The organism is Tsukamurella pulmonis (genome assembly GCF_900103175.1).
GTDB lineage: Bacteria > Actinomycetota > Actinomycetes > Mycobacteriales > Mycobacteriaceae > Tsukamurella > Tsukamurella pulmonis.
Map to the genome: position 1 here is coordinate 2,843,309 of NZ_FNLF01000002.1, position 23,214 is coordinate 2,866,522.

The 23,214-nt window shown below is 70.5% G+C and carries 28 protein-coding genes; 13 read left to right on the forward strand and 15 right to left on the reverse strand.

Annotated elements, in window-relative coordinates; translation table 11 throughout:
- The first annotated feature begins 35 nt into the window (after nucleotides 1–35).
- The 3 genes from BLQ62_RS13940 to BLQ62_RS13950 are packed head-to-tail and all read left to right on the forward strand — an operon-like array spanning nucleotide 36 to nucleotide 2,817.
- Entirely contained in the window at nucleotides 36–1,133 is a 1,098-nt protein-coding gene (locus BLQ62_RS13940) for a sensor histidine kinase (protein ID WP_068533864.1), read from the forward strand.
- On the forward strand, nucleotides 1,130–1,756 hold the full coding sequence (locus tag BLQ62_RS13945; RefSeq protein WP_068568553.1) for a response regulator transcription factor: 627 nt from the start codon (nucleotides 1,130–1,132) through the stop codon (nucleotides 1,754–1,756). Before BLQ62_RS13940 ends, BLQ62_RS13945 begins: the two co-directional genes overlap by 4 nt.
- On the forward strand, nucleotides 1,753–2,817 hold the full coding sequence (locus BLQ62_RS13950; protein ID WP_068533868.1) for a lycopene cyclase family protein: 1,065 nt from the start codon (nucleotides 1,753–1,755) through the stop codon (nucleotides 2,815–2,817). The genes BLQ62_RS13945 and BLQ62_RS13950 overlap by 4 nt, the downstream gene beginning before the upstream one ends.
- Here BLQ62_RS13950 and trxA read toward each other — a convergent pair.
- Nucleotides 2,786–3,154, reverse strand: a complete 369-nt coding sequence (gene trxA / locus BLQ62_RS13955) for a thioredoxin (protein WP_068533870.1) — start codon at nucleotides 3,152–3,154, stop codon at nucleotides 2,786–2,788. The genes BLQ62_RS13950 and trxA overlap by 32 nt on opposite strands.
- 130 nt (nucleotides 3,155–3,284) lie before the next feature.
- Between trxA and BLQ62_RS13960 the strand changes: the two genes are divergently transcribed.
- On the forward strand, nucleotides 3,285–3,857 hold the full coding sequence (locus BLQ62_RS13960; RefSeq protein WP_068533872.1) for a LysM peptidoglycan-binding domain-containing protein: 573 nt from the start codon (nucleotides 3,285–3,287) through the stop codon (nucleotides 3,855–3,857).
- A gap of 73 nt (nucleotides 3,858–3,930) precedes the next feature.
- Here the strand turns inward: BLQ62_RS13960 and BLQ62_RS24355 are convergent, their stop codons facing one another.
- Both BLQ62_RS24355 and BLQ62_RS13965 read right to left on the reverse strand, forming a co-directional pair.
- Complete coding sequence (locus BLQ62_RS24355) at nucleotides 3,931–4,065, reverse strand: hypothetical protein (protein ID WP_269451337.1); 135 nt, start codon at nucleotides 4,063–4,065, stop codon at nucleotides 3,931–3,933.
- Between the two features lie 178 nt (nucleotides 4,066–4,243).
- Entirely contained in the window at nucleotides 4,244–5,467 is a 1,224-nt protein-coding gene (locus BLQ62_RS13965) for an acyl-CoA dehydrogenase family protein (protein WP_068568556.1), read from the reverse strand.
- A gap of 128 nt (nucleotides 5,468–5,595) precedes the next feature.
- On the opposite strand from BLQ62_RS13965, the gene BLQ62_RS13970 reads away from it, so the two are divergent.
- Nucleotides 5,596–6,045, forward strand: coding sequence for a MarR family winged helix-turn-helix transcriptional regulator (locus tag BLQ62_RS13970; protein ID WP_068568558.1), 450 nt, complete (start codon nucleotides 5,596–5,598; stop codon nucleotides 6,043–6,045).
- Nucleotide 6,046: 1 nt separating this feature from the next.
- Here the strand turns inward: BLQ62_RS13970 and BLQ62_RS13975 are convergent, their stop codons facing one another.
- Entirely contained in the window at nucleotides 6,047–7,576 is a 1,530-nt protein-coding gene (locus BLQ62_RS13975; protein WP_068568560.1) for an AMP-binding protein, read from the reverse strand.
- A 106-nt stretch (nucleotides 7,577–7,682) separates the two neighbouring features.
- Between BLQ62_RS13975 and BLQ62_RS13980 the strand changes: the two genes are divergently transcribed.
- Nucleotides 7,683–8,570, forward strand: coding sequence for a bifunctional helix-turn-helix transcriptional regulator/GNAT family N-acetyltransferase (locus BLQ62_RS13980; protein WP_068568562.1), 888 nt, complete (start codon nucleotides 7,683–7,685; stop codon nucleotides 8,568–8,570).
- A 22-nt stretch (nucleotides 8,571–8,592) separates the two neighbouring features.
- Here the strand turns inward: BLQ62_RS13980 and BLQ62_RS13985 are convergent, their stop codons facing one another.
- On the reverse strand, nucleotides 8,593–9,069 hold the full coding sequence (locus tag BLQ62_RS13985; protein ID WP_139184208.1) for a hypothetical protein: 477 nt from the start codon (nucleotides 9,067–9,069) through the stop codon (nucleotides 8,593–8,595).
- Nucleotides 9,070–9,253: 184 nt separating this feature from the next.
- On the opposite strand from BLQ62_RS13985, the gene BLQ62_RS13990 reads away from it, so the two are divergent.
- A complete protein-coding gene (locus BLQ62_RS13990) occupies nucleotides 9,254–9,667 on the forward strand; it encodes a hypothetical protein (protein WP_068568566.1) in 414 nt (137 codons plus the stop codon).
- Nucleotides 9,668–9,697: 30 nt separating this feature from the next.
- On the opposite strand, the gene BLQ62_RS23385 is transcribed toward BLQ62_RS13990, so the two are convergent.
- Nucleotides 9,698–10,291, reverse strand: a complete 594-nt coding sequence (locus tag BLQ62_RS23385) for a hypothetical protein (protein ID WP_139184209.1) — start codon at nucleotides 10,289–10,291, stop codon at nucleotides 9,698–9,700.
- A 107-nt stretch (nucleotides 10,292–10,398) separates the two neighbouring features.
- On the opposite strand from BLQ62_RS23385, the gene BLQ62_RS14000 reads away from it, so the two are divergent.
- Nucleotides 10,399–10,833 (forward strand): hypothetical protein, encoded by a 435-nt coding sequence (locus BLQ62_RS14000; protein ID WP_068568569.1) that lies wholly within the window; start codon nucleotides 10,399–10,401, stop codon nucleotides 10,831–10,833.
- On the opposite strand, the gene BLQ62_RS14005 is transcribed toward BLQ62_RS14000, so the two are convergent.
- The 8 genes from BLQ62_RS14005 to BLQ62_RS14040 are packed head-to-tail and all read right to left on the reverse strand — an operon-like array spanning nucleotide 10,834 to nucleotide 17,638.
- Nucleotides 10,834–11,448, reverse strand: coding sequence for a hypothetical protein (locus tag BLQ62_RS14005; protein ID WP_068568571.1), 615 nt, complete (start codon nucleotides 11,446–11,448; stop codon nucleotides 10,834–10,836).
- A gap of 13 nt (nucleotides 11,449–11,461) precedes the next feature.
- On the reverse strand, nucleotides 11,462–11,848 hold the full coding sequence (locus tag BLQ62_RS14010) for a metal-sulfur cluster assembly factor (protein ID WP_068533892.1): 387 nt from the start codon (nucleotides 11,846–11,848) through the stop codon (nucleotides 11,462–11,464).
- Entirely contained in the window at nucleotides 11,845–12,303 is a 459-nt protein-coding gene (sufU, locus tag BLQ62_RS14015; protein ID WP_068533895.1) for a Fe-S cluster assembly sulfur transfer protein SufU, read from the reverse strand. Before sufU ends, BLQ62_RS14010 begins: the two co-directional genes overlap by 4 nt.
- Complete coding sequence (locus BLQ62_RS14020; protein WP_068533897.1) at nucleotides 12,303–13,565, reverse strand: cysteine desulfurase; 1,263 nt, start codon at nucleotides 13,563–13,565, stop codon at nucleotides 12,303–12,305. The genes sufU and BLQ62_RS14020 overlap by 1 nt, the downstream gene beginning before the upstream one ends.
- Nucleotides 13,562–14,332, reverse strand: a complete 771-nt coding sequence (sufC, locus tag BLQ62_RS14025) for a Fe-S cluster assembly ATPase SufC (protein ID WP_068568573.1) — start codon at nucleotides 14,330–14,332, stop codon at nucleotides 13,562–13,564. Before sufC ends, BLQ62_RS14020 begins: the two co-directional genes overlap by 4 nt.
- A 17-nt stretch (nucleotides 14,333–14,349) precedes the next feature.
- Nucleotides 14,350–15,525: a Fe-S cluster assembly protein SufD gene (gene sufD / locus BLQ62_RS14030; protein WP_068533900.1), complete on the reverse strand. Its 1,176-nt coding sequence runs from the start codon at nucleotides 15,523–15,525 to the stop codon at nucleotides 14,350–14,352.
- The gene (gene sufB, locus BLQ62_RS14035) at nucleotides 15,525–16,955 is read right to left on the reverse strand and encodes a Fe-S cluster assembly protein SufB (RefSeq protein WP_068533902.1); all 1,431 of its coding nucleotides are present in this window, start codon (nucleotides 16,953–16,955) and stop codon (nucleotides 15,525–15,527) included. The genes sufD and sufB overlap by 1 nt, the downstream gene beginning before the upstream one ends.
- On the reverse strand, nucleotides 16,952–17,638 hold the full coding sequence (locus BLQ62_RS14040; protein ID WP_068533904.1) for a helix-turn-helix transcriptional regulator: 687 nt from the start codon (nucleotides 17,636–17,638) through the stop codon (nucleotides 16,952–16,954). Before BLQ62_RS14040 ends, sufB begins: the two co-directional genes overlap by 4 nt.
- A gap of 103 nt (nucleotides 17,639–17,741) precedes the next feature.
- On the opposite strand from BLQ62_RS14040, the gene mptB reads away from it, so the two are divergent.
- Genes mptB through BLQ62_RS14065 form a run of 5 tightly spaced genes read left to right on the forward strand, consistent with a single transcriptional unit; the run spans nucleotide 17,742 to nucleotide 22,574 of the window.
- A complete protein-coding gene (gene mptB / locus BLQ62_RS14045) occupies nucleotides 17,742–19,538 on the forward strand; it encodes a polyprenol phosphomannose-dependent alpha 1,6 mannosyltransferase MptB (protein WP_068568575.1) in 1,797 nt (598 codons plus the stop codon).
- Between the two features lie 6 nt (nucleotides 19,539–19,544).
- Complete coding sequence (locus tag BLQ62_RS14050; RefSeq protein ID WP_068533908.1) at nucleotides 19,545–20,477, forward strand: ABC transporter ATP-binding protein; 933 nt, start codon at nucleotides 19,545–19,547, stop codon at nucleotides 20,475–20,477.
- A 1-nt stretch (nucleotide 20,478) separates the two neighbouring features.
- On the forward strand, nucleotides 20,479–21,264 hold the full coding sequence (locus tag BLQ62_RS14055; RefSeq protein ID WP_068568577.1) for an ABC transporter permease: 786 nt from the start codon (nucleotides 20,479–20,481) through the stop codon (nucleotides 21,262–21,264).
- Between the two features lie 39 nt (nucleotides 21,265–21,303).
- Entirely contained in the window at nucleotides 21,304–22,284 is a 981-nt protein-coding gene (locus BLQ62_RS14060; protein ID WP_068568579.1) for a COX15/CtaA family protein, read from the forward strand.
- The gene (locus BLQ62_RS14065; RefSeq protein ID WP_068568581.1) at nucleotides 22,281–22,574 is read left to right on the forward strand and encodes a hypothetical protein; all 294 of its coding nucleotides are present in this window, start codon (nucleotides 22,281–22,283) and stop codon (nucleotides 22,572–22,574) included. The genes BLQ62_RS14060 and BLQ62_RS14065 overlap by 4 nt, the downstream gene beginning before the upstream one ends.
- A gap of 12 nt (nucleotides 22,575–22,586) precedes the next feature.
- Here BLQ62_RS14065 and BLQ62_RS14070 read toward each other — a convergent pair whose 3' ends face one another.
- Nucleotides 22,587–23,156 (reverse strand): dihydrofolate reductase family protein, encoded by a 570-nt coding sequence (locus BLQ62_RS14070; RefSeq protein ID WP_068533912.1) that lies wholly within the window; start codon nucleotides 23,154–23,156, stop codon nucleotides 22,587–22,589.
- Nucleotides 23,157–23,214: the final 58 nt, after the last annotated feature.

Below are 23,214 nucleotides of genomic sequence, written 5' to 3' on the forward strand. Positions count from 1 at the left end.
ACCGGTCCCGTCGGGCCCGTCCTTACGATGACTGCATGCACGTCGACCCCGGTCCCCGCATCCGCGCCGCCCAGGCGGCGCTGCTGGTGGTGTCGGCGATCGGCACCCTCGGCCTGGTGATGGCGCTCTTCCCCGCGCTGCGCGGCGCGGATCTCGGGCTCGGGGCGGCGGTGATGCTCGCCGCGTCCGCGGCGGTCGGGCTGCTGCGTCCCGTCCCGGCTGCGCCCGTCGTTGCGGCTGCCGGTTGCTACCTCGTGCTCGGGCCCTGGTCCGAGGCCACTCAGGCCGGCGCGACCGTCTGGGTCGCGGTGGCGGTCTCGCTGGTCTCGTCCGCGGCGGCGCAGGCCGCCCGGGACCGCCGCGAGGCCGTCCTGGCCTTCGCACCGTTCGTGGTCTTCGCGGCCGCAGTGGCGGCGTCGTCGCACTCCGTGTGGGGCGCGCTCGGCTCGCTCGCCCCGGTGCTCGGCGGCTCGACCGTCGGCCTGGGGATACGGCTGCGCGACGCCGGGCGGGAGCGGCGCGCCCTCGCAGAGCGCCAGGCCCGCGCCGACGAGCGGCTCGCGCTCGCGGCCGAGCTGCACGACCTCGCCACCGCCCGCCTGACCCGGATCGTGCTCGCCGCGCGGACGGCGGACGAGCCCGGCATCGAGGAGGACGCGCAGGCCGCGCTCGCCGACCTGCGGCGCGTGGTGGTCGGGCTGCAGACGGTGGACGCACCGTCGGTCCCGCTGGCGACGAGCGGCGTGGTGGCTCCCGCCGAGGTCGGCGGCGCGATCACCGACGCCGTCGGCCGGGCCCGCGACGCCGGGCAGCACGTCGACCTGTCCGGGACTGTGTCGCAGCCGCTCCCCCGCGCGACGGCCGACTGTCTCGCCCGGGTGCTGGAGGAGGGCCTGACCAACGCGCGCAAGCACGCGGCGGGCGCGCCCGTCGACGTCGAGGTGAGCGCACGCGGTGTGCGTGTGCACAACCCGGCGTCCGCCGCGGACGCACGACTCGCGGCGACCGGCAGCGGCACCGGCCTGCGCGGCCTGGCCGCCCGCACCTCCCTGGTCGGGGGCACGTTGCGGCACGGGCCGGCGCCCGACGGTGGCTGGACCCTGCAGGCCGAGTTCCCGGCGGCGGCCCGATGACGGTGCGCGTGCTGGTGGCCGACGACGACCCGATCGTGCGGGAGTACCTGCGGTCGGTCCTGTCGGCGGAGCCGGACCTGGAGGTGGTGGCGACGGCCGCGGACGGCGCCGCCGCGGTGGAGGCCGGGATCGCGCAGGCACCGCAGGTCGCGCTGCTCGACGTGCGGATGCCCGGCGTCGACGGGATCGTGGCGACGCGGGCGCTGCGCGAGCTCGATCCGCCCGTCGCCGTCGTGCTCATCACCTCGCTCGACACCGACGCGGTGCTGGTCGACGGGCTGGCCGCCGGTGCGGCGGGCTTCGTGGTCAAGACCGCCGAGCCCGCGCTGCTGGCGGCGGCGGTGCGCACCGCCGCCGGCGGCGGTTCCCTGCTCTCCCCCGACGCGCTGGCCCGGCTGGTGCGGCTGGCCGGGGATCGCCCGCGCCGCGACGCCCGGGTCGACGCGCTGGGTGCGCGGGAACGCGACGTCCTGCGCGAGCTCGCGACGGGCGCCACGAACGCGGAGATCGCGGCGCGGCTCTTCCTCGCCGAATCAACGGTGAAGGGCTACGTTTCGACGTTGATGACCCGTCTGGACTGCGCGAACCGCACCCAGTTGGCCCTGCTCGGGGCGCCGCTGTGACGCCGGACGTGGTGGTGCTGGGGCTGGGGCCGGCCGGTCGCGCCCTCGCGCACCGGGCGGCGGCCGCGGGGTTGACGGTGCGGGCGTTCGACCCGGCGCCGGACGCGCGATGGCGGCGCACCTTCGGGCTGTGGGCGGACGAGCTCCCCGCGTGGCTGCCGACGGGGGTCGTCGCCGCCGTCGGAAGTCCCCGGGTCATCGCCCGGAGCCGACGCGCGCTGCGGCGCGAGTACGCCGTGCTGGACGTCGATGCGCTGCAGGACGCGATGCACCTCGACGGTGTCGACGTCCGCGCGGAGCGGGCCGGGCGCGACGGGCACGGCGCCGCGTTCGTCATCGACGCGCGCGGGCCGGCGCCGGCGAGCGGGGCCGGGGTGCCGCGGCAGACCGCGGCCGGGGTGCTGGTGCCCGCCGACGCGCACGAGCAACTCTGGATGGACTGGCGGCCCGCGCCGGGCGTGCCCGAGGGCGCGGCGGCGTCGTTCCTCTACGCGGTGCGGGTCTCGGACCAGGCGCTCCTACTGGAGGAGACCTGCCTGGCGGGGGCGCCCGCGCTCACCGTCGACGAGTTGGAGGTGCGGCTGCGCGCCCGGCTGGCCGCGCGCGGGATCGTGGCGGGCGCGCTGCACGAACGGGTGGACTTCCCGCTGCTCGCGCCGGGTCCGCGGCGGGGCCGCGGCTGGTGCGGTGTCGGCGTGCGCGGGAGCACGCTGCACCCGGCCACGGGCTACTCAGTAGCGGGTTCGCTGGCCTTCGCCGACGAGGCGGTCGGGGCGCTGCGGGCGGGGCGGAACCCGGTCGACGCCGACGCGATAGCGGCGCACCGGCTGCGGGCGGCGGCGTTGACAGCGCTGCTCGGTATGTCCGCGCCGGAACAGCGCGACTTCTTCGAGGTGTTCTTCGGCCTGCCCGAGCGGCATGTGCGCGGTTTCCTGGCCGGACGGTCCTCGGCGACGACGAACGCCGCAGCGATGGCTGCGGCGTTCGTGGCGGCGCCGTGGGGGCTGCGCCGGCGCCTGGCTCGCGCGATTACTCCGCGGACTCCTCGCGGGCCGCGCTGAAGTCGGCCTGCTCGATGTCGAGAGCGCGGGCCTGACCGATGAGGTCCTCGAGCGCGGCGGGCGGGAGCGCACCGGCCTCGTTGTAGACGAGGTTGCCCTTCTTGAAGACCATCAGGGTCGGGATGGAGCGGATGTTGGCGGCCGCCGCGAGGCTCTGCTCGGCCTCGGTGTCGACCTTCGCGAAAACCACATCGGGATGATCCTCGGATGCCTTCTCAAAGGTCGGGGCGAAGGCCCGGCACGGCCCGCACCACGAGGCCCAGAAGTCGACCAGCACGATATCGTTGCCGGTCACGGTCTGATCGAACTTGTCTGCGGTCATATCAACTGTTGCCATACTCTCCCCAACGATTTTGCCGACTCCATGATTCCCATTCGCCGAAATGTCGGATGGGATGGCTATTGTCTACTCGGACGCGCACCCGCGCGTCGCATGTACACCGAGTACATCGACTAAGGGGATACACATGACCGACGTGCTTCGCGCAGGTAACCAGCTCGGCCTCGGGGAGACTCTCGACTCCCTCAACGGCGGCTACACGCTGACCCTGCAGAGCGATGGCAACCTCGTACTCACCGAGGGCGCCGGCACCGTGGTGTGGGCCAGCGGCACCGATGGCAAGGGCGTCGAGCGCGCCAACTTCCAGACCGACGGCAACTTCGTGCTCTACAACGGCGCCGGTGAGGGCGTCTGGTCCACCCAGACCGAGGGCTCCGGCGCCGACCGCATCGTCCTGCAGGACGATCGCAACCTCGTCGTCTACGCCGGCGATGCCGACAAGTGGGCCTCCAACACCGCCACCGACCAGCCCGCCCCGGCTCGTCAGGCCGCTCCGGAGCCCGAGCCCGTCGCCGCCGAGGCGCCCGCCGCGCCGGCCGCTCCCGCGCCGCGCACCCACACCGTCGTCTCGGGCGACACCCTGTGGGCCATCGCCGAGCAGTACCTGGGCGACGGCAACCGCTACACCGAGATCGCGCAGCTCAACAACATCGCGAACCCGGATCTGATCAACGTCGGCCAGGTCATCACCATCCCCTGATCCACCGACGCTCAGACGCGAACCGGCCGGCCTCCCGCGATGGAAGGCCGGCCGGTTTTCGTTCACGGCGCGCTCAGAGGCTGCGCGGATGAGCGCCGAGCGAAGCCGAGATGACGGCCAACGGCGTGCTCGTCAGGCGCAGGTTGTGCCGTTCCTGCGGGGTCATCGTCCACCGCGCGTACAGGTTCCGTGCGAGTGCGAACATCATGGCTCACCTTTCCTACGAGCCGCACGGACGCCGGCGAAGCCGAAGTCTGTGCGGCAATGAAGTTTTCAGCGGCCGGACGCGCCGGCCGGGGTTCGAACCACAGCCAGTATCACCCCGCGACGACGGCGCGGCAACCACTTCCGCGTCAAGATCCCGTCATCATCGCGCTACCTGTTGTTCACTCGCCGCGCAGCAGCCCCTTCGCCACGTGCGTCACCTGGATCTCGTTGCTCCCCGCGTAGATCATGAGCGACTTGGCGTCGCGCGCGAGCTGCTCGACGCGGTACTCGGCCATGTATCCGTTGCCGCCGAACAGCTGCACGGCCTCCATCGCCACCTCGGTGGCGGCTCGCGAGCTGTAGAGCTTCATGGCCGAGGCCTGTGCCAGCGTCGGCGGCTTACCGGCGCGCGAGGCCTCAATGGCCGTGAACAGCATGTTCTGCACGTTGATCCGGGCCACCTCCATCTCGGCCAGCTTCAGCTGAATGAGCTGGAACTTCCCGATCTCCTGCCCCCACAGTGTGCGCGAGCGGGCGTAGTCGATGGACAGCCGCTGCGCCTCGTTGATGATGCCCAGCGCGAGCGCCGCGATGCCGATCCGCTCGGCGGTGAAGCCGGCCTTCGCCGAGGCCCCGCCGCCACCGGGCGTCTCCTCGGTCCCGCCGAGCAGGCGGTCCGCGCCGAGGTGCACGTCGTCGAAGAACAGCTCACCGGTGGGAGAGCTCATCATGCCCATCTTCTTGAAGGCCTTGCCCTGCGTGAGCCCCTCCATGCCCGTGTCCAGCACGAAGGTGAGCACCTTGCGGTCGCGGATCGGCGTGCCGTCACCCTCGTCGAGTTTGGCGAAGACGACGATCGTGTCGGCGTGCGGGCCGTTGGTGATGAAGGTCTTCTGCCCCTTGAGGATGTAGCCGCCCTGACCGTCCCGGCGCACCGTCGTCTTCATGCCGCCGAGGGCGTCGGAGCCGCTGTCGGGCTCGGTGATCGCCCACGCGCCGACCTTCTCCATGGTGACCAGCTCGGGCAGCCAGCGCTTCTTCTGCGCGAGGGTGCCGCGGGACTTGATCGTCGACACCGTCAGGCCCATCGAGACGCCCATCGAGCCGATCAGGCCGAGGCTGACGCCGGCCATCTCGACGTTGAGGATGAGGAACATCGACGAGCTCAGCGTGCTGGAGCCGCCGGCCTTCGGCTTCTCCCCCGCCTCTTCCGCGGCCAGCTCGGCCTCGAGGTTCTCGCGGTTGACCTGGTCGATGCCGAAGGTCTGCAGCATCTTCCGGGTGATGTCGTAGGGCGGCAGCGCGCCGGTCTCCAGCTCGTCGACGTGCGGGCGCACCTCCTTGTCGATGAACGCCCGCAGGGCGTCGCGCACCATCAGGTCTTCGTCGGACCACTCGAACACCGGCAACCTCCGTCAATAGAACGTGTTCTACATATTGGGGTCCATCCTCGCACCTCCGCCGCCCGACGGTGCGCGAACCCCCGGGAAGCCCTTGACCTCAACCAACGTTTAGGAAATACCGTCGGGGCATGGAGGACTACACGGACGACCGCATCCTGGGACAACCGATCGGCTACTGGGCCAGCATGACCGGACGATCCGCCGTCCGGTTCATCCGCGCCACGCTCGAACGCCACGGGCTCACCCAACCGCAGTGGTGGGCGCTGAACTACATCGCCGACCGCCCCGACGGCGTCGGGATGGACGAGGTGGTCGAGTATCACCGCGGCTTCGTCGACACCGACGACGCGCTGCGCCCCGACGTCACCTGCCTCGTCGCGACCGGGCTGCTCGACGACACCGACGGCGCCCTCACCGTCAGCCCCGCGGGCCGGCGGCGCCGCGACGAGACCTGGCCGGACATCCGCTCCGCCCTCGCGCAGATCCGCGCGGGCGTCACCGACGACGACTTCATCACCACGATCCGGACCCTGCAGCGGATGATCGACAACATCGGCGACCCCGCCTGGCACGCCTGAGTCAGTTGACCTTGCGCTCCAAGGCGTCCCAGAACGGCGCGCGGAGCACGAACTTCTGGATCTTGCCCGTCGCGGTGCGCGGGAGCGAGTCGACGAAGTCGATCCGCTTCGGGCACTTGTACCCGGCCAGGTGCTCGCGGGTGTGCGCGATGAGTTCCTCGGCGGTCACCCCGTCGGCGACGACGATCGCGGTGACGAGCTCGCCCCATTTCTCGTCCGGGATGCCGATCACCGCGACCTCGCGGACGGCCGGGTGCAGGGCGAGAGCGTCTTCGACCTCGATGGAGGTGACGTTCTCACCACCCGAGATGATCACGTCCTTCTTCCGGTCGGCGATGGTCAGGTAGCCGCCCTCGAAGGTCCCGCGGTCGCCGGTGTGGAACCAGTCGCCCTCGAGTGCCGCGGCGGTCTCGGCCGGCTTGTTCCAGTACGCGGTGAGCGCATGGTTGGTGCGGGTGAGGATCTCGCCGTCCTCGTCGATCTTCAGCGTCACGCCGAGCGCCGGCGCGCCCGCGCGGCCGAGGCGGCGGGCCACCTCCATCGGGTCGTCGCCGGCCCACTCCGCACGCTCGCGGTTGACGGTGATCAGCGGCGAGGTCTCGGTGAGGCCGTAGATCTGGATGAACTCCCAGCCCAACTCGTACCGCACGCGGTGGATCACGCGGGTGGGCGGCGGTGCGCCCGCGCAGATGACGCGGACGGTGCCGCTGCCCGGGATCGGTCCGTCCCACTCGGCGGCGGCGTCGAGCGCCGCGGTCACCACGGCGGGCGCCGCGCACATGACCGTCACCCCCTGGTCGCGGACGCGGCGCAGGATCTCGCCACCGTCGACCTTACGGAGGACGACATGCTTGATCCCGACCCCGGTGGCGGCGAACGGCATGCCCCAGCCGTTGGCGTGGAACATCGGCAGGGTGTGCAGCAGGACGTCGTTGTCGGTCAGCGCGACGTGCATGCCGAAGACCGTGGCGTTGAGCCAGAGGTTGCGGTGCGTGAGCTGCACGCCCTTCGGCCGAGCGGTGGTGCCCGAGGTGTAATTGATGGTGGCGGTGGCGTTCTCGTCGCCCGCCCAGGGCTTCGGCTCGGACGGTGCGCCGGCCCGCCCGAAGATCTTCTCGTCGTCGCGACCGAGCACGAAGACGTGCTTCGCGGTCACGGTCTCCGCGAGGTGCTCGACCTCGGGGTCGAGCAGCAGCACCTCGGCGCCGGAGTCCTCGACGATGTACTCGACCTCGGCCGGCGCGAGCCGGAAGTTGACCGGCACCAGGATCCGACCCCAGCCGGAGACTCCGAAGAACGACGTCAGCAGGCGGGCGGCGTTCTGCGAGACGATGGCGACGCGGCCGCCGACGGGAACGCCCAGCTCGTCGAGCCGGGCGGCCTGCCCGCGCGCGAGGGCCGCCATCTCGGCGTAGGTCCTCTCGCCCCACGATGGTGCCGGTTGGTCCGGCTCGTCGACCATCCCGACGCGGTCGGGGTAGACGATCTCGGCCCGGTCCAGAAAGTCACGTACACCCAGATTCACGAACATGCGGCCCAGGCTATTGCCGTCGCACAGGTCCGCGGGGCGAGTCGGTCAAACGGGAGCGGGTTGCATCCCATTGCCCTCGATCACTCCTCTGACTAAAGTCAGAGAAATGAACGATCAGGTGGACGGCGTCCGGCGATTCAACCGCGCGGTCACGCAGCGGCTCGGCGTGCTGCAGGATCGCTACCTCGCGCGGGACCGCCCACTGGGGCAGGCGCGGCTGCTGTGGGAGATCGGCCGCGCGGACGGCGGCGTCGACCTCCGTGACCTGCGCTCGCGCCTCGATCTCGACTCCGGGTACCTCAGTCGCCTGCTCCGCGCGCTCGAGTCGGACGGGCTGGTCACCGTCGGGCAGGACGACGGTGACGGTCGCGTCCGGACCGCCCGCGTCACCCCCGCCGGCGCGGCCGAGTACGACGAGCTCGAAACCCGATCCCACGACGCCGCGCAGGCGCTGCTCGATCCGCTCTCGACGGGGCAACGCGCGCGGCTCGTCTCGGCGATGGAGGAGGTCGAACGGCTGCTCGTCGCCTCGCTGGTGCGGGTCGAGGAGGCCGACGCCGGCTCCCCCGCGGCCCGATTCGCGGCCCGGGCGTACTACGGCGAGCTCGGCGCGCGCCTGCAGGACGGCTTCGATCCCGATGTGGGCGGCGCGATCCGTGACGCGGCGATCACGCCGCCGGCGGGGCTGCTCCTGGTCGCGACGCTGCGCGAGGAGACCGTCGGGTGCGGGGCGCTCACCTTCCAGGACGACGGCTTCGCCGAGGTCAAGCGCGTGTGGGCGGCGCCCACGATGCGCGGCCTCGGTCTCGGCCGCCGGATCATGGCCGAGCTGGAGGATCGCGCTCGCGCGGCGGGCGTGCGGACCGTGCGGCTGGACACGAACGCCGATCTCACCGAGGCGATCGGCCTGTACCGCGCGCTCGGGTACGCCGAGGTCGAGCGCTACAACGACAACCCCTACGCGCAGCGCTGGTTCGCGAAGGACCTGCGGTAGACGCTCCGCCGTGCGGCGGCGATCAGCGCATCTGGAACCGTCCCGTGCAGACCGCCTCGGGCGCGCTCCCCGGCTTGACCTTGACCGTGACGACCAGGGGGCCGGGCCCCGGCCGAGCGGAACCGCTGGTCATCACGGTGCTACCGGGCTGGAACAGCTCGCGACGCTCGACGGAGGTGTTGATCGGCACCGAACCCTGCTTGCCGGTGACCTCGTTCTTCCAGGTCATGGTTCCGACGACGGGGAACGTCCGGAAGTAGGTCCTGCCGTGCTGGACCAGGATGCCGACGTCCTCGCCCACCGTCGGCTCGACCGTCTGGGTCACGCGGATGAAGATTCCGTACCTCTCGGCGAAGTTCGGGCTGGCGAACGAAGGGCAGTCGTGGCGTTGTTCATGTCCGATGGTGTCCGCGGAGGCCATGCCCGCGCCCAGAGCGACCCCTGCGGTGGCGGCGACGACGACGGATCCGACGATGCGAGTAACAGTTTGCGTAGCCATGCTTTGAATATCGCGACCGCAAGCGCCGTCATTACCCGCGCAGGTCAGCGGTCGTCTCGGCCCGTTCCGTTGCGGCGCTGTTTCAGGGTGGCGGTAACAAGTACTGAGTGGGAATCGACAGGATTGGTGAGGCTCGAGAAAGCGGTCGCGATCGACGTGTTCATTCGAATCGAAAGGTTCTCCGATGTCTCGTTACACCAAGGTCGTCTCGTTCGCCGGCGCGCTCGCGCTGTGCGGTTCCGCCGCGGGAGTCACCGGCGCTGCCGCGGAACCCACGGGCTGCAACGTCGGCAACGACCTCCTCGTCACCGCCGGGCAGTCCCAGTCGGTGCCCGCAGCGGCGGACTTCTTCTCGACCTGGCCCAGCACAGCCGATCCTGCGGTCACGAGCACGGTCGTCGACTGGCGCAACACCACGACGGGGCAGGTCGGCTCGCAGCGCGCACCGGGGGCACCGGGCTTCATCGCCGGGCAGCTGTCGTCCTCGATCAACGGCGTCCCCACCGGGGTCGGCACCGTCGAGTTCACGGTGCACGTCTCCGACACGTCGTTGAACCGTCCGTACCTGGAATGCTCCGGGGCGACGGTCATCCACTGACCCCGCAGTCGGGCAGCAATAGGGTCTGCGTCAGTCCTCCGTGTCGAGATCGACCACGAGCATCTCCTGCCACATCACGCCGTCGTCGCCCTGGAGATCGCCGTGCCGCAGTTCGCTGGGCGGTCCGTCGATCCGTGTGACGAGCTGCGATCCGCGCACGGGTGCGAGGTCGAACCACTGTCCGACGCGTCCGTCGAACTCGATCGGATCGCCGGACTCGACCACGTAGTCGTAGGGCATCGAGGCGAGCCGGAGACCAGTGACCGTCGCCGTGACGAAGGCATTTTCGCTGGCGGGGTCGATCACGTCTCGCCGTTGCCCCTCGCGAACGGCCATTGGTCCGTCGACGATCACCACTGTTCCGGTGAGCACTTCCCGGCCGGCCGCGTCGGTCTCGGGCGCCTTCGCGCAAAGAATGCGCCCCACCCCGATATCGGCAACCAGCGGAACACCTGTGGCGCTGCGATCCACGGCGTCGACCGCGGCTGTCCACCCTTCGCCCACGTACCCCAGGTGTTCGGCCGATTCGACGGTCCACCGCAATCGCCACCGTCCGTGGAGACCGAGATGCGGACCGACCAGTCGCCGGTAAGTATGGATCTGCATGACAGCGGGGATGATCATTGCGCGCCAAAGTACAACGGCCGATGACCCGATGACCAGAGACGGGCCCGGTGGCGCTCACGACCTCCCCTCAGGTCGTCGCCGGTCGGCGGGTACGTTGGCGAGAGATGCACGACGACACCGACGGGGCGCCCGAGTCTGCCTGGCAGAAGTTCTGGCCGGGTGCCTTCGTCGGCATCGTGCTCTTCTTCCCCGCGTATCTGCTCGCGACGATCGTCTACGCCGTGATGGGGCGGCACGGGATTCCGCTCGGCCCGTTCCTCTCGCTCCCCATCGGAGCCGTCCTCCTCGGGATCGCCACCTCCGTCGAGGACAGCGTGCAGTCGGCCGCCTTCTGGCCGAAGATCGAGGACGCCTGGTACCTGCTTCCCGGTCTCGCGACGCATGTACTGCCCATCGCGCTCGCCGTGGTTGCGCCGTATCCGATTGCGACGGGCGTTCCAGGCGGAGCGTCCGTCCTCGTGGCGGGAGCTCTCGTCTTCGTCCCCGCGGGGCTGGCGATCGGCCGGGCGCGGCGCAAGAACAGGCGCGATCAGAACTAACTAGGTCGGCTGCCCGAGTTCGGCGTTCTCGGCGGAGGGGTGGGCGGCCACCGGTAGGCCTGCTGCCAGCATGCGGACGACGGACGGCGGGGTGAGCAGGCGCAGTTCGCCCGTCGGGAGGCCAGGTGTGTAGCCCTCGAAACTCCAGCGCAACCACGCGTCGTTCCAGCGGAGGAAGGCATCCGTGCCGTCGGTGACCACGGCACCGTCGGGCGGCGGCGCGGTGACGACGGCGGTCCCGGCCCGACGCTCGGCGCGCAGCGCCCGGTCCATCGCCTTCGGCGTGTTCTCGACGCCGGGGTTCGCGACGGCCCAGAGCCGCTTGAACTCCCGGTAGTCGGCGTTGCGGCACTCGCCGCACGGGCGGTGCCCCGCGGCGTACGCAGTGGCCTCGTCGAAGAGGAAGAGCTGGGTGTACTTGCGCGGCTCGGGTTCCCGCGGCGAGCGATACCGGCCGTTGAAGTCGAGCCGGCACGCGATCCACATGGCGTTCGCGTGCTCACGGACGACGGTGCCGCTCTCGTCGTGCAGGATGCCACGGTTGCCCAGGAAAGCACCGCGGGCCGGATCGGCGACGATCCGGCCCCACGGGTCCACGCGATTGCGCAGCGGCATCGCCGACGCGGTCCTAGACGGTGAAGCCCAGTGCGCGCAGTTGCTCACGACCGTCGTCGGTGATCTTGTCCGGGCCCCACGGCGGCATCCACACCCAGTTGATCTTGGCGTCGGTGGCGAGGCCGGACGAGACCAGCGCGGCGCGGGTCTGGTCCTCGATGACGTCGGTCAGCGGGCAGGCCGCCGAGGTCAACGTCATGTCGATGGTGACCGCGGCGTCGTCGTCGACCCGCAGGTCGTAGACGAGGCCCAGATCCACCACGTTGATGCCCAGCTCGGGGTCGACCACGTCGCGCATGGCCTCCTCGACGTCGAACAGGGTGGGCAGGTTCAGCGGGTTGTCGCCGGCCTGCGCCTGGTCGGCCGCGGTGCCGGCGGCCTCAGCAGCGTTCTCGCTCATGCCGTCTTCTCCTCCGAGTCGATGATCTGGGACAGCGCGTCCTTGAACGCCATCCAGCCGAGCAGTGCGCACTTCACGCGCGCGGGGTACTTCGAGACGCCGGCGAAGGCGATGCCGTCGCCGATGAGGTCCTCGTCGCCCTCGACCTGCCCCCGCGACTGCAGCATCTCCGTGTAGGACTGCAGCATCTTCAGGGCCTCGCCGACCGGCTCGCCGATCACCTGATCGGTGAGGACCGAGGTCGAGGCCTGCGAGATCGAACAGCCCTGCCCGTCGTAGGAGACGTCGACGACGGTCTCGTGGTCGTCCGACAGGTGCACCCGCAGGGTCACCTCGTCACCGCACGTGGGGTTGACGTGGTGCACCTCGGCCTCGAAGGGCTCGCGCAGCCCACGGCCGTGCGGGTGCTTGTAGTGGTCCAGGATCACGTCCTGGTACATCTGCTCCATACGCATCAGATCACCCCGAAGAACTTCTGGGCCTTGACGATCGCGTCGCCGAGTACGTCGACCTCGGCGATCGTGTTGTACACGCCGAACGAGGCGCGGGCGGTGGCCGCGACGCCGAACCGGCGGTGCAGCGGCCACGCGCAGTGGTGGCCCACGCGGATCGCGACGCCCTCGTCGTCGAGCACCTGCCCGAGGTCGTGGGCGTGGATCCCGTCCACCACGAAGGAGACGGCGCTGCCGCGCTCGTCATCACCGGTGGGGCCGACGATCCGCAGCCCCTCGATGGCGTGCAACCGGTCGAGGGCGGCGACCACCAGGGAGTGCTCGTGCGCGGCGACCTCGCGCATGCCGAGGGCGCCGAGGTACTTCACGGCGGCGCCGAGGCCTACGACTTGCGACGTCATCGGCACACCGGCCTCGAAGCGCTGCGGCGGTGCCGCGTACGTCGAGCCCTCCATCGTGACGGTCTCGATCATCGAGCCGCCGGTGATGAACGGCGGCAGCTGCGCCAGCAGCTCGCGCTTGCCGTAGAGCACGCCGACGCCGGACGGGCCGTACATCTTGTGGCCCGAGAAGGCGGCGAAGTCCACGTCGAGGTCCGCGAAGTCGACGGGGCTGTGCGGCACCGACTGGCACGCGTCGAGCACCACGACGGCGCCGACCGCGCGGGCCCGCGCCACCAGCTCCGGCACCGGCGCGATCGCACCGGTCACGTTGGACGCGTGGGTGAACGCGACGATCTTCACCGACTCGTCGAGCTCCAGCGAGTCGAGGTCGATCCGGCCGTCGTCCGTGACGCCGTACCACTTGAGTGTGGCGCCGGTGCGGCGGCACAGCTCCTGCCAGGGCACGAGATTCGCGTGGTGCTCCAGCTCGGTGACGACGACGGTGTCGCCCTCACGCAGCCGGTGCCCGCCCAGCACTGCGGCCGAGCGATCGTCGCCGAGGGTGTACGCCACCAGGTTCAGCGACTCGGTCGCGTTCTTGGTGAACACCAGCTCGTCGGGCGAGACCCGCACGAACTCGGCGATCGCGGCGCGCGCGTCCTCGTACGCGTCGGTCGCCTCCTCGGCGAGCTGATGCGCGCCGCGGTGCACCGCCGCGTTATGCGTGGTGAGGAACTCCCACTCCGCGTCGAGCACCTGGCGCGGGCGCTGCGAGGTGGCGCCCGAGTCGAGGTAGACCAGGGGCTTGTCGTCGCGGACCGTGCGGGCCAGGATCGGGAAATCCTGCCGCACGGCGGTCACGTCGAAGGTCGAAGTGGTCATGTACCCACGGCCTGGGTGAACCGCACGTAGCCGTTCTCCTCCAGCTCGTCGGCCAGCTCCGAGCCGCCCGACTCCACGATCCGGCCGTTCACGAAGACGTGGACGAACTGGGGGTGGATGTACCGCAGGATGCGGGTGTAGTGCGTGATGAGCAGGACTCCGCCGTTCTCGCGCTCGGCGTAGCGGTTCACGCCCTCGGAGACGACGCGCAGGGCGTCGACGTCGAGGCCGGAGTCGGTCTCGTCGAGGATGGCGAACTTCGGCTTGAGCAGGCCCAGCTGCAGGATCTCGTGGCGCTTCTTCTCGCCGCCCGAGAAGCCCTCGTTGACCGAACGCTCGCCGAACTGCGCGTCGATGGACAGCTCGCCCATCGCCTCCTTGACCTCCTTGACCCAGTGCCGCAGCTTGGGGGCCTCGCCGCGCACCGCGGTGGCGGCGGAGCGGAGGAAGTTCGACATCGAGACGCCGGGCACCTCGACGGGGTACTGCATGGCCAGGAACAGGCCGGCGCGGGCGCGCTCGTCGACGGACATCGCGAGGACGTCCTCGCCGTCGAGGGTGATCGAGCCCTGGGTCACCTCGTACTTGGGGTGGCCGGCGATGGCGTAGCTCAGCGTGGACTTGCCGGAGCCGTTGGGCCCCATGATCGCGTGGGTCTCCCCCGACTTGATCGTCAGGTCGACGCCCTTGAGGATCTGGATCGGCTCGGCGTTCTCGTCCGCCTGCACGACGTTGACGTGCAGATCGCGGATTTCCAAGGTAGACAATTCGGTTCCTTCTCGTCTTAGACGCCGGCGGTGGCGAGTTCGTGTTCGATGGCCGCGGCGAGTCGATCGCGCAGCTCGGGGACGGAGATCCGGTCGATGAGCTCCTGGAAGAAGCCGCGCACGACCAGGCGGCGGGCCTCGTCCTCGGGGATGCCGCGCGAGCGCAGGTAGAACAGCTGCTCGTCGTCGAAGCGACCGGTGGCGGAGGCGTGGCCCGCGCCCTCGATCTCGCCGGTCTCGATCTCCAGGTTCGGCACCGAGTCGGCGCGGGCACCGTCGGTGAGCACCAGGTTGCGGTTGAGCTCGAAGGTGTCGGTGCCCTCGGCCTCGGCGCGGATCAGCACGTCGCCGACCCACACGGTGTGCGCGTCGGGCAGCTTGGACGACGGATCGCCCTGCAGCGCGCCCTTGTAGACGACGTTCGACTTGCAGTTCGGCACCGAGTGGTCGACCAGCAGGCGCTGCTCGAGGTGCTGGCCGGCGTCGGCGAAGTACAGGCCGAAGAGCTCGGCGTTGCCGCCGGGCGCGTCGAACTGCACGCGCGGGGTCATGCGCACCAGCTCGCCGCCGAGCTGCACCGCGAAGTGCTTGACGTGCGCATCGCGGCCGACGCGCACGTGGTGCTGGGTGACCCAGACCGCGTCGTCGGCGAAGTCCTGCGCGTCGATGACCTGCAGCGACGCCCCGTCACCCAGGATGACCTCGACGTTCTCGGCGACGGTGCCCGAGCCGGTGTGATCGAGGACGACCACGGCACGCGCGTGCCGCTCCAGGCGGACCTGGATGTGCGAGAACGCCGTCTTCCCCTCGCCGGGGCCGGCGATGCGGACGAAGATCGGCTCGGCGACCTCGGCCTCCTTGGCCACGGTCAGCACGACGGCCTCGGTCATCGAGGTGAACGCCTGCGCGGCGACCCGATCGAACGGGATGCCGCCCTGGCCGAGCCGCTCGTCGCCCTTGGCGACGGTCTCGAAGGACACGCCCTCGGGCACGGCGTCGACGGTGGCGGTCACGGCCCCGTCGGCCTGAGCGGACCCGTCGTGCAGGCCCCGGAGGCGACGCAGCGGGGTGAACCGCCACGCCTCGTCACGGTGGCTGGGGACCTCGAATGCGGCTGCGTCGAAGGACGTGAACAGCTCGCCCTTGTTGGCGACGGGGTGCGCCTCGACCGCCTCGTTGAGAGTGTTGCTCACTAGCCCACGGACCCTTCCATCTGAAGCTCGATCAGGCGGTTCAGCTCGAGCGCGTACTCCATCGGCAGCTCCTTGGCGATGGGCTCGACGAAGCCGCGCACCACCATGGCCATGGCCTCGTCCTCGGTGAGACCGCGGCTCATCAGGTAGAACAGCTGATCATCCGAGACCTTCGAGACGGTGGCCTCGTGGCCCATCGTCACGTCGTCCTCGCGGATGTCCACGTACGGGTACGTGTCCGACCGGGAGATCGTGTCGACCAGGAGCGCGTCGCACTTGACGGTGGACTTGCTGCCGTGGGCGCCCTTGTTGATCTGGATCAGGCCGCGGTAGCTCGCCCGGCCGCCGCCGCGGGCGACCGACTTGCTGACGATGTTGCTCGAGGTGTTCGGCGCGAAGTGCACCATCTTGGAGCCGGTGTCCTGGTGCTGGCCCTCGCCGGCGAACGCCACGGAGAGCACCTCGCCCTTGGCGTGCTCGCCCATCATCCACACGGCGGGGTACTTCATGGTGACCTTGGAACCGATGTTGCCGTCGATCCACTCCATGGTGGCGCCGGCCTCGGCCTTGGCCCGCTTGGTAACCAGGTTGTAGACGTTGTTCGACCAGTTCTGGATGGTCGTGTAGCGGCAGCGGCCGCCCTTCTTGACGATGATCTCGACGACCGCGGAGTGCAGCGAGTCGCTCTTGTAGATCGGCGCGGTGCAGCCCTCGACGTAGTGCACGTAGGCGTCCTCGTCGACGATGATCAGCGTGCGCTCGAACTGGCCCATGTTCTCGGTGTTGATCCGGAAGTAGGCCTGCAGCGGGATGTCCACGTGGACGCCCTTGGGCACGTAGATGAACGAGCCGCCCGACCACACGGCGGTGTTCAGCGCGGAGAACTTGTTGTCGCCCGCGGGGATCACCGAGCCGAAGTACTCCTCGAAGAGCTCCGGGTGCTCACGCAGACCGGTGTCGGTGTCCATGAAGATGACACCCTTCTCCTCCAGGTCCTCACGGATGGAGTGGTAGACCACCTCGGACTCGTACTGCGCGGCGACGCCGGCGACGAGGCGCTGCTTCTCCGCCTCGGGGATGCCGAGCTTGTCGTAGGTGTTCTTGATGTCCTCGGGCAGGTCCTCCCAGGACTCGGCCTGCTTCTCCGAGGAGCGCACGAAGTACTTGATGTTGTCGAAGTCGATGCCGTCGAGGTCACTGCCCCAGGAGGGCATCGGCTTCTTCTCGAAGATGCTCAGCGCCTTGAGGCGCTGGTTCAGCATCCACTCCGACTCGTTCTTCTTCGCGGAGATGTCGGCGACCACGGCCTCGGAGAGGCCGCGCTGCGCCGAGGCGCCGGCGGCGTCGGAATCGTGCCAGCCGTAGCCGTAGGTTCCCAGGGACGCAATGGTCTCCTCCTGGGACAGCGGGCCGTTCTCGACCGTTGTCATCGAAGCTCCTTAGCGGGTTGCTCGCGGACCACGCGCTCAAGGGGCACGTGGGTGGTGCATGCGCGGTCACCATTGGCGATGGTGGCCAAACGCTGTACATGAGTTCCCAACGCCTGTTCGATCGCCGAAATTTCGGCCTCGCACAATTCGGGGAACTCGGAAGCGACCTCCGACACCGGGCAGTGGTGCTGGCAGATCTGAACGCCGTTGCCCACTTCTCGGGCATCGGCGGCGAATCCGGCGTCCGAGAGGGCCGCCGCGATCCTACGGGCACCGTCCACCGGGTCTGCGGACTCGGTGGGGCTGACGGTGCCGATGGCCTTATCGGCCCGGCGGCGCGCGAAGGTGCGCACCGCCTCCTCGCCGCCGACCTCGCGCAGGGCGCGAAGCGCGTCGACCGCCAGGGCGTCGTAGCCCTGGCCGAGGCGACGCCGACCGGAGGGCGTGAGCAGGAACTCCTTCGCGGGACGTCCCCGCCCGCGGCCGCCCAGGCCCGACGGTGGCGCCACCGTCACGTCGCCCGCCTCGAGCAGATTGTCGAGATGGCGGCGCACGGCGGTGGTCGTGATCCCCAGGGCCTCGCCGATATCGGCCGCGGTGGCCTGGCCCCGGTTCATGAGCAGCGCGACCACGGCGTCACGGGTGTCCCCGTCACGCTGGGTTTCGTGCTGCTCGTATTTCACAACACGATTGTTTCTTAATTCGCCCGACACTTCCAGCAAGGTCAGGCTAAGCTCAACCCCTACCCGGCACGCCGCCGGACGCACACCGTCTACTCTTGCGGACGTGCGCGCCGCCCCTTCCCTCCCCGCCCCTGTGCGCACGTTCGCGGACTACCTCGGCCTGACCAAGCCCGGAGGGGCACCGTCGGGCATCGCGGCGAACGGCCCCGGCGGCACGGTGAACCGCCTGCACACCGACGAGCAGCAGTACCCGGACCTGAACGCGCAGGAGAAGCGCACGGTCCGCCGGATCGCCACCTTCGGCGGCGTCGGCGCCGTGCTCATCGCGTTCGGCGCGCTCGGCGTCGGCTCGTTCCCCGTGGTGCAGAACCCCATCGCCGGGCGCCGGCTGCTCGGCCTGATGTTCCGCATGCAGTCCACGGCGCTGACGGTCACGATGGTCGGCACCGCGATGCTGATGATCGCGTGGGTGCTGCTGCGCAGGTACACCATCGGCTACCTCAACCCGAACGCGCACGCCGAGCCCGCGCCGCCCCGGCGGCTCACGCGCCGCGGCTTCGACCGGATCCTCGCGCTGTGGGTGCTGCCGTTCCTGTTCGCGCCGCCGATGTTCAGCAAGGACGTCTACTCGTACCTGGCGCAGTCGGAGATCACCGCGCGCGGCCTCGACCCGTACAAGATCGGCCCCGCGGCGGCGCTCGGCATCGACCACGTCTTCACCCGCTCAGTGCCCAACATCTGGCGCGACACCCCCGCGCCCTACGGGCCGCTGTTCCTCTACATGGGCCGGGGCATCACGTGGCTGACCGGCGAGAACGTCGTGGCCGGCGTGGTCCTGCACCGCGTGCTCGCGCTCGCCGGCGTGGCGATGATCGTGTGGGCACTCCCCCGGATCGCCCGCCGCTGCGGCGTCAACGAGGTGGCCGCACTGTGGCTGGGCGCGGCGAACCCGCTGGTCATCTTCCATCTCATCGCCGGCATCCACAACGAGGCGCTCATGCTCGGCATGATGCTCGTCGGCATCGAGTGGGCGCTGCGCGCGATCGACTCCGGCCTGCCCTTCCTCACCGGGTTCGCCCCCACCCGGACCGGGGGCCTCCTCACCGCCGGGGCGGCGATGATCGCGCTCTCCGGCCTGATCAAGATCACCTCCGTGCTCGCCCTCGGGTTCATCGGGATGGCGCTGGCCCGCCGGCTCGGCGGCAGCTTCCCCAACATCGGCGGGCGGCTGCGCGACTGGCGCACCGCGCTGGCCGAGTGGAGACCGAACGTGGGTCGCACCCTGATCGCGCTCGCGATCTCCGCCGGCTTCCTGGGCGTCGTGCTGGTCGTCGTGGTCGTCGTGGTCTGCCAGGCGACGGGGCTCGGCTACGGCTGGCTCGACGCGGGCACGCTCGGCACGGCCAACAAGGTCCGCTCGTGGCTGTCCATCCCGACGGTGCTGGGCCTCGGCACCGGGCAGGTCGGGGTGCTGCTGGGTCTCGGCGACCACACCACCGCGATCCTCGCGATCACCCGGCCCATCGCGGCCGCGCTCGCCGCCGTGATCGTGCTGCGCATGCTCATCGCGACGCTGTCGGGCCGGATCCACCCCGTCGGTTCGCTGGGCATCTCGATGGCGGCGCTGGTGCTGCTCTTCCCGGTCGTGCAGCCCTGGTACCTGCTCTGGGCGATCGTCCCGCTGGCCGCCTGGGCCACGGCGCCGGGCTTCCGGCTGGCCGCGGTCATCGTCTCCAGCGTGATCTCCGTGATGCTCATGCCCAACGGCGGCGAGATCGAGCCCTACGTCATCGCCAAGGCCGGGATGGCGACGGTCGTCATCGTCGCGCTGGCCGTCTACCTCGCCTTCGAGCTCCCCCGCCACCGCGAACGGCGGCGCCGCGCGGGCCGAGTAGTCTGACTACCCGTGCCCGCACTGTCCGCGACCTCCGTCACCAAGCGATTCGGCGACGTCGTCGCCGTCGACGGACTCGATCTCACCGTGGAGCGCGGCAGCGTTCTGGCCCTGCTCGGCCCCAACGGCGCCGGCAAGACGACCACCGTCGAGCTGTGCGAGGGCTTCGGCTCCCCCGACTCCGGCACCATCGAGGTCCTGGGGCTCGATCCCGTCGCCGACGCCGCGCGGCTCAAGCCCCGGATCGGCGTCATGCTGCAGGGCGGCGGCGCCTACCCCGGCGCGAAGACGGGCGAGATGCTGCGCCTGGTCGCCGCGTACGCCGCGAATCCGCTCGACCCCGACTGGCTCCTCTCCACCCTGGGCCTGACCGACGTCGTGAACGTCGGCTACCGCCGGCTCTCCGGCGGCCAGCAACAGCGCCTCTCGCTCGCCTGCGCCCTCGTCGGCCGCCCCGAGCTGGTCTTCCTCGACGAGCCCACCGCGGGCCTCGACGCCCAGGCGCGCCTGCTGGTGTGGGACCTCGTCGCCGCGCTGCGCCGCGACGGCGTCACCGTCCTGCTCACCACCCACCTGCTCGACGAGGCCGAGGCGCTCGCCGACCGGGTCGTCATCATCGACCGCGGCCGCGCCGTGGCCGACGGGACGCCGGAGGAGCTCACCCGTCTCGGCGCGGAGCACGAGCTGCGGGTGAGCGCACCGTCGGGCCTGGACCCCGCGGCGCTGGCCGCGCGGCTCGGGCCCGGCTTCACCGCGACGGTCGACACGACCGACGTCCACGGTTCGGTGTACGTGATCCGGGGCGCCGAGGTGACGCCGACGGTGATCGCCGACGCGGCCGCGCACTTCGCCGCGCAGGGCGCGCTGCTGACGGACCTGCGCGTGGGAACGCGCACGCTGCAGGACGTCTTCCTGGACCTGACCGGCCGCGATCTGAGGGGATGACGTGACCCGAACCGAGCCCCGATTCGCCCGCGGCACCTTCCTGCCGAACCCGGAGGCGGCGCGCCCCTCGGCGATGCTCGCGGCGCAGACCCGGATGGAGCTCACGCTCCTGCTGCGCAACGGCGAGCAGCTGCTGCTCACGATGTTCATCCCGATCGCGCTTCTCGTCGGCTTCGCGATCCTGCCGATCGGCGGCGACGCCACGCGCATCGACGCCCTGGTCCCGGCCGTCATGGCCGTCGCGGTCATGTCGACGGCGTTCACCGGCCAGGCCATCGCCGTCGGCTTCGACCGGCGCTACGGGGCGCTCAAGCGGCTCGGCGCGACGCCGCTGCCGCGCTGGGGCGTCATCGGCGGTAAGACCCTCGCCGTGATCATCGTGGTGATCCTGCAGGCGCTCATCATCGGCGGGATCGGCCTCGCGCTCGGCTGGCGACCCGAACCCGTCGGGGTGCTGCTGTGGGTGCCGATCCTCGCGCTCGGCGTCTTCGCCTTCGCCTCGCTGGGCCTGCTGCTGGGCGGCACGCTCAAGGCCGAGATCGTACTCGCGCTGGCGAACCTGCTGTGGTTCGTCATGGCCGCGGTCGCCTCGCTCGTCGTCGTGCGCGAGCACGTGCCCGATGCCGTCGTGCTGATCGCACGCCTGTCCCCGTCGGGTGCGCTCACCGAGGCCCTGACCCGCGCCGCGGCGTCCGGTGCGGTCGACTGGTTCGGTCTCGCGGTCCTCGCGGTGTGGGGCGTGATCGGCTCAGCCGCGGCCGTGCGGCTGTTCCGGTTCACCGGTTAGCCACTACAGGCCGTAGTAGCTCCGGGGCGCCCACGTACGATGATCGGCGTGTACCAGCTCTTCCTGCGCCTCGTCGACCGCCTGCCACTGCCCAGTGTGAAGGCGCAGCGGCGGTTCGCGCTCGCCGCGCTGCTCTCCCAGGCGCTGATCGCCGTCACCGGCTCGGTGGTGCGCGTGACGGGATCCGGGCTGGGGTGCCCCACCTGGCCCAAGTGCTTCGACGATTCCCTCCTGCCGATCCCGCAGGACGAGGTCCCCTGGTGGCACCAGGCCATCGAGTTCGGCAACCGGCAGATCGCGGTGTGGATCGTGGTCACCACGTCGATCGCGATCGTGCTGGCCGTGACCCGCGCCCGGCGCCGCCGCGAGATCCTGGTCTACGCCTGGATCCTGCCCTTCTCCACGTTCGCCCAGGGCATCCTCGGCGGCATCACCGTGCTCACCGGGTTGCGCTGGTGGGTCGTCGGCGCACATATGCTGGTCTCCTGCGCCATGGTCTGGATCGCCGCGACGCTCTACGCGAAGGTCGGTGAACCCGACGACGGCGTCGAGATCGAGGCGGCGCCGGCCGGAGCGCGCCGCCTCGTCGCCCTCTCCGCGGTCGTCATGGCCTTCGTCCTCGCGGCGGGCGTGGTCGTCACCGCCGCCGGCCCGCACGCGGGCGACCGGACCAACCCCAAGGCCATCGACCGGCTCGACGTGTCGATCCCGGCGCTCTCGCTCACCCACGGACTACTGGTGGCGGTGTACGTCGCGATCCTCGTGTGGGCCGCGGTGCTGATCGTCCGTGGACCGTCGAGCGAGGCCGTGCGGCGACGGGTGAAGATCGTCTTCGCGGTCGTCGCGGCGCAGTCGCTGATCGGCGTGGTCCAGTACTTCACCGGCGTTCCGGCGCTCCTGGTGGTCCTGCACGTCGCGGGCGCCATGTCGGTGATCGCGGAGACCGCGATCCTCTACCGACTGATGTCGGCGCGGGTGCTGCGCGGCTCGGACGTCGCGCCGGATAAGCTGGCCGCATGAGTGATCAGGCACCCGGCAACGTCGTCTCCCGCCTGAAGGGCTTCGCCGCCAAGCACGACGGTGCGACCGCCGTGCTGCAGAACATGGGCGAGGAGGGCGTGCGCATCACCCTCGTCGGCGGCGACGGGGTGATGGGCGATCAGATCGTCGCGAACCCCGCCCAGGCGAAGGACGCCGCCGAGAAGGCCGGCCTGGACACCTCCGAGTGGGACCGCGAGCTGGTCAGCAAGGCCACCACGGCGTCCGGCCACCACGAGCGCATGGCCGGCTACCGCGCATTCGGCCGCTAGGCCACCACGGGCTCAGGCCCGTTCGTACTGCGCCAGGATCACGCCGATGTCGAAGGCGCGGTGCGAGGTCAGCTTCCACTGCTGCGGCGCGAACCCGCCCGCGAACAGCGGCACCCCGTCGCCCGCGGTCACCGGGTAGATCTTCAGCGCGAGCCGATCGACCTCGGGCGCGAGCGTCGCAGCGAGCGCTCCCCCGCCGCACAGCCAGATGTCGCCGCCCTCCTGCTGTTTGAGCGCGCGCATGTGCTCGACGGGATCGTCGGCGACGATCTCCACCTCCGGGAAGTCCGCGGCGTTCAGGGACCGCGAGTAGACGATCGTCCGCAGATGCGAGTACGGATCGTTCACGCCCACGTCGGCGCCGATCCGGTAGGTCGTGGTGCCCATGACGACGGTGTCCCACTTGGTCCGGGGCGGCGTGATCCCCAGGGCCTCGTGCAGCCCCGTCGGCAGGCCGTCGCCCCACTCCTCGTTCATCTGCCGGGAGTACTCCTCGTCGACGGGGTAGAAGTCGTACTGGCCCTCGGGGCCGGCGATCCGACCGTCGAGCGAGACGGCGACGTAGTAGACGAGTGAACGCAACGAGGAACTCCTCGGTCGAGGTGGATGTGCCGCCGGATTCCGCGGCCCCGTCGACCCT

Coding starts and splice junctions, on each gene's coding strand:
- BLQ62_RS13940 (WP_068533864.1), top strand. CDS start 36: ATGCACGTCGACCCCGGTCCCCGCATCCGCGCCGCCCAGGCGGCGCTG.
- BLQ62_RS13975 (WP_068568560.1), bottom strand. CDS start 7,576: ATGTTCGTGAATCTGGGTGTACGTGACTTTCTGGACCGGGCCGAGATC.
- trxA (WP_068533870.1), bottom strand. CDS start 3,154: ATGGCAACAGTTGATATGACCGCAGACAAGTTCGATCAGACCGTGACC.
- BLQ62_RS14060 (WP_068568579.1), top strand. CDS start 21,304: ATGATCGGCGTGTACCAGCTCTTCCTGCGCCTCGTCGACCGCCTGCCA.
- BLQ62_RS13945 (WP_068568553.1), top strand. CDS start 1,130: ATGACGGTGCGCGTGCTGGTGGCCGACGACGACCCGATCGTGCGGGAG.
- BLQ62_RS24355 (WP_269451337.1), bottom strand. CDS start 4,065: ATGATGTTCGCACTCGCACGGAACCTGTACGCGCGGTGGACGATGACC.
- BLQ62_RS14005 (WP_068568571.1), bottom strand. CDS start 11,448: ATGCCGCTGCGCAATCGCGTGGACCCGTGGGGCCGGATCGTCGCCGAT.
- BLQ62_RS14065 (WP_068568581.1), top strand. CDS start 22,281: ATGAGTGATCAGGCACCCGGCAACGTCGTCTCCCGCCTGAAGGGCTTC.
- BLQ62_RS13980 (WP_068568562.1), top strand. CDS start 7,683: ATGAACGATCAGGTGGACGGCGTCCGGCGATTCAACCGCGCGGTCACG.
- BLQ62_RS14010 (WP_068533892.1), bottom strand. CDS start 11,848: ATGAGCGAGAACGCTGCTGAGGCCGCCGGCACCGCGGCCGACCAGGCG.
- BLQ62_RS13970 (WP_068568558.1), top strand. CDS start 5,596: ATGGAGGACTACACGGACGACCGCATCCTGGGACAACCGATCGGCTAC.
- sufU (WP_068533895.1), bottom strand. CDS start 12,303: ATGCGTATGGAGCAGATGTACCAGGACGTGATCCTGGACCACTACAAG.
- BLQ62_RS14020 (WP_068533897.1), bottom strand. CDS start 13,565: ATGACCACTTCGACCTTCGACGTGACCGCCGTGCGGCAGGATTTCCCG.
- BLQ62_RS14000 (WP_068568569.1), top strand. CDS start 10,399: ATGCACGACGACACCGACGGGGCGCCCGAGTCTGCCTGGCAGAAGTTC.
- BLQ62_RS13985 (WP_139184208.1), bottom strand. CDS start 9,069: ATGGCTACGCAAACTGTTACTCGCATCGTCGGATCCGTCGTCGTCGCC.
- BLQ62_RS23385 (WP_139184209.1), bottom strand. CDS start 10,291: ATGATCATCCCCGCTGTCATGCAGATCCATACTTACCGGCGACTGGTC.
- BLQ62_RS13990 (WP_068568566.1), top strand. CDS start 9,254: ATGTCTCGTTACACCAAGGTCGTCTCGTTCGCCGGCGCGCTCGCGCTG.
- sufB (WP_068533902.1), bottom strand. CDS start 16,955: ATGACAACGGTCGAGAACGGCCCGCTGTCCCAGGAGGAGACCATTGCG.
- BLQ62_RS13960 (WP_068533872.1), top strand. CDS start 3,285: ATGACCGACGTGCTTCGCGCAGGTAACCAGCTCGGCCTCGGGGAGACT.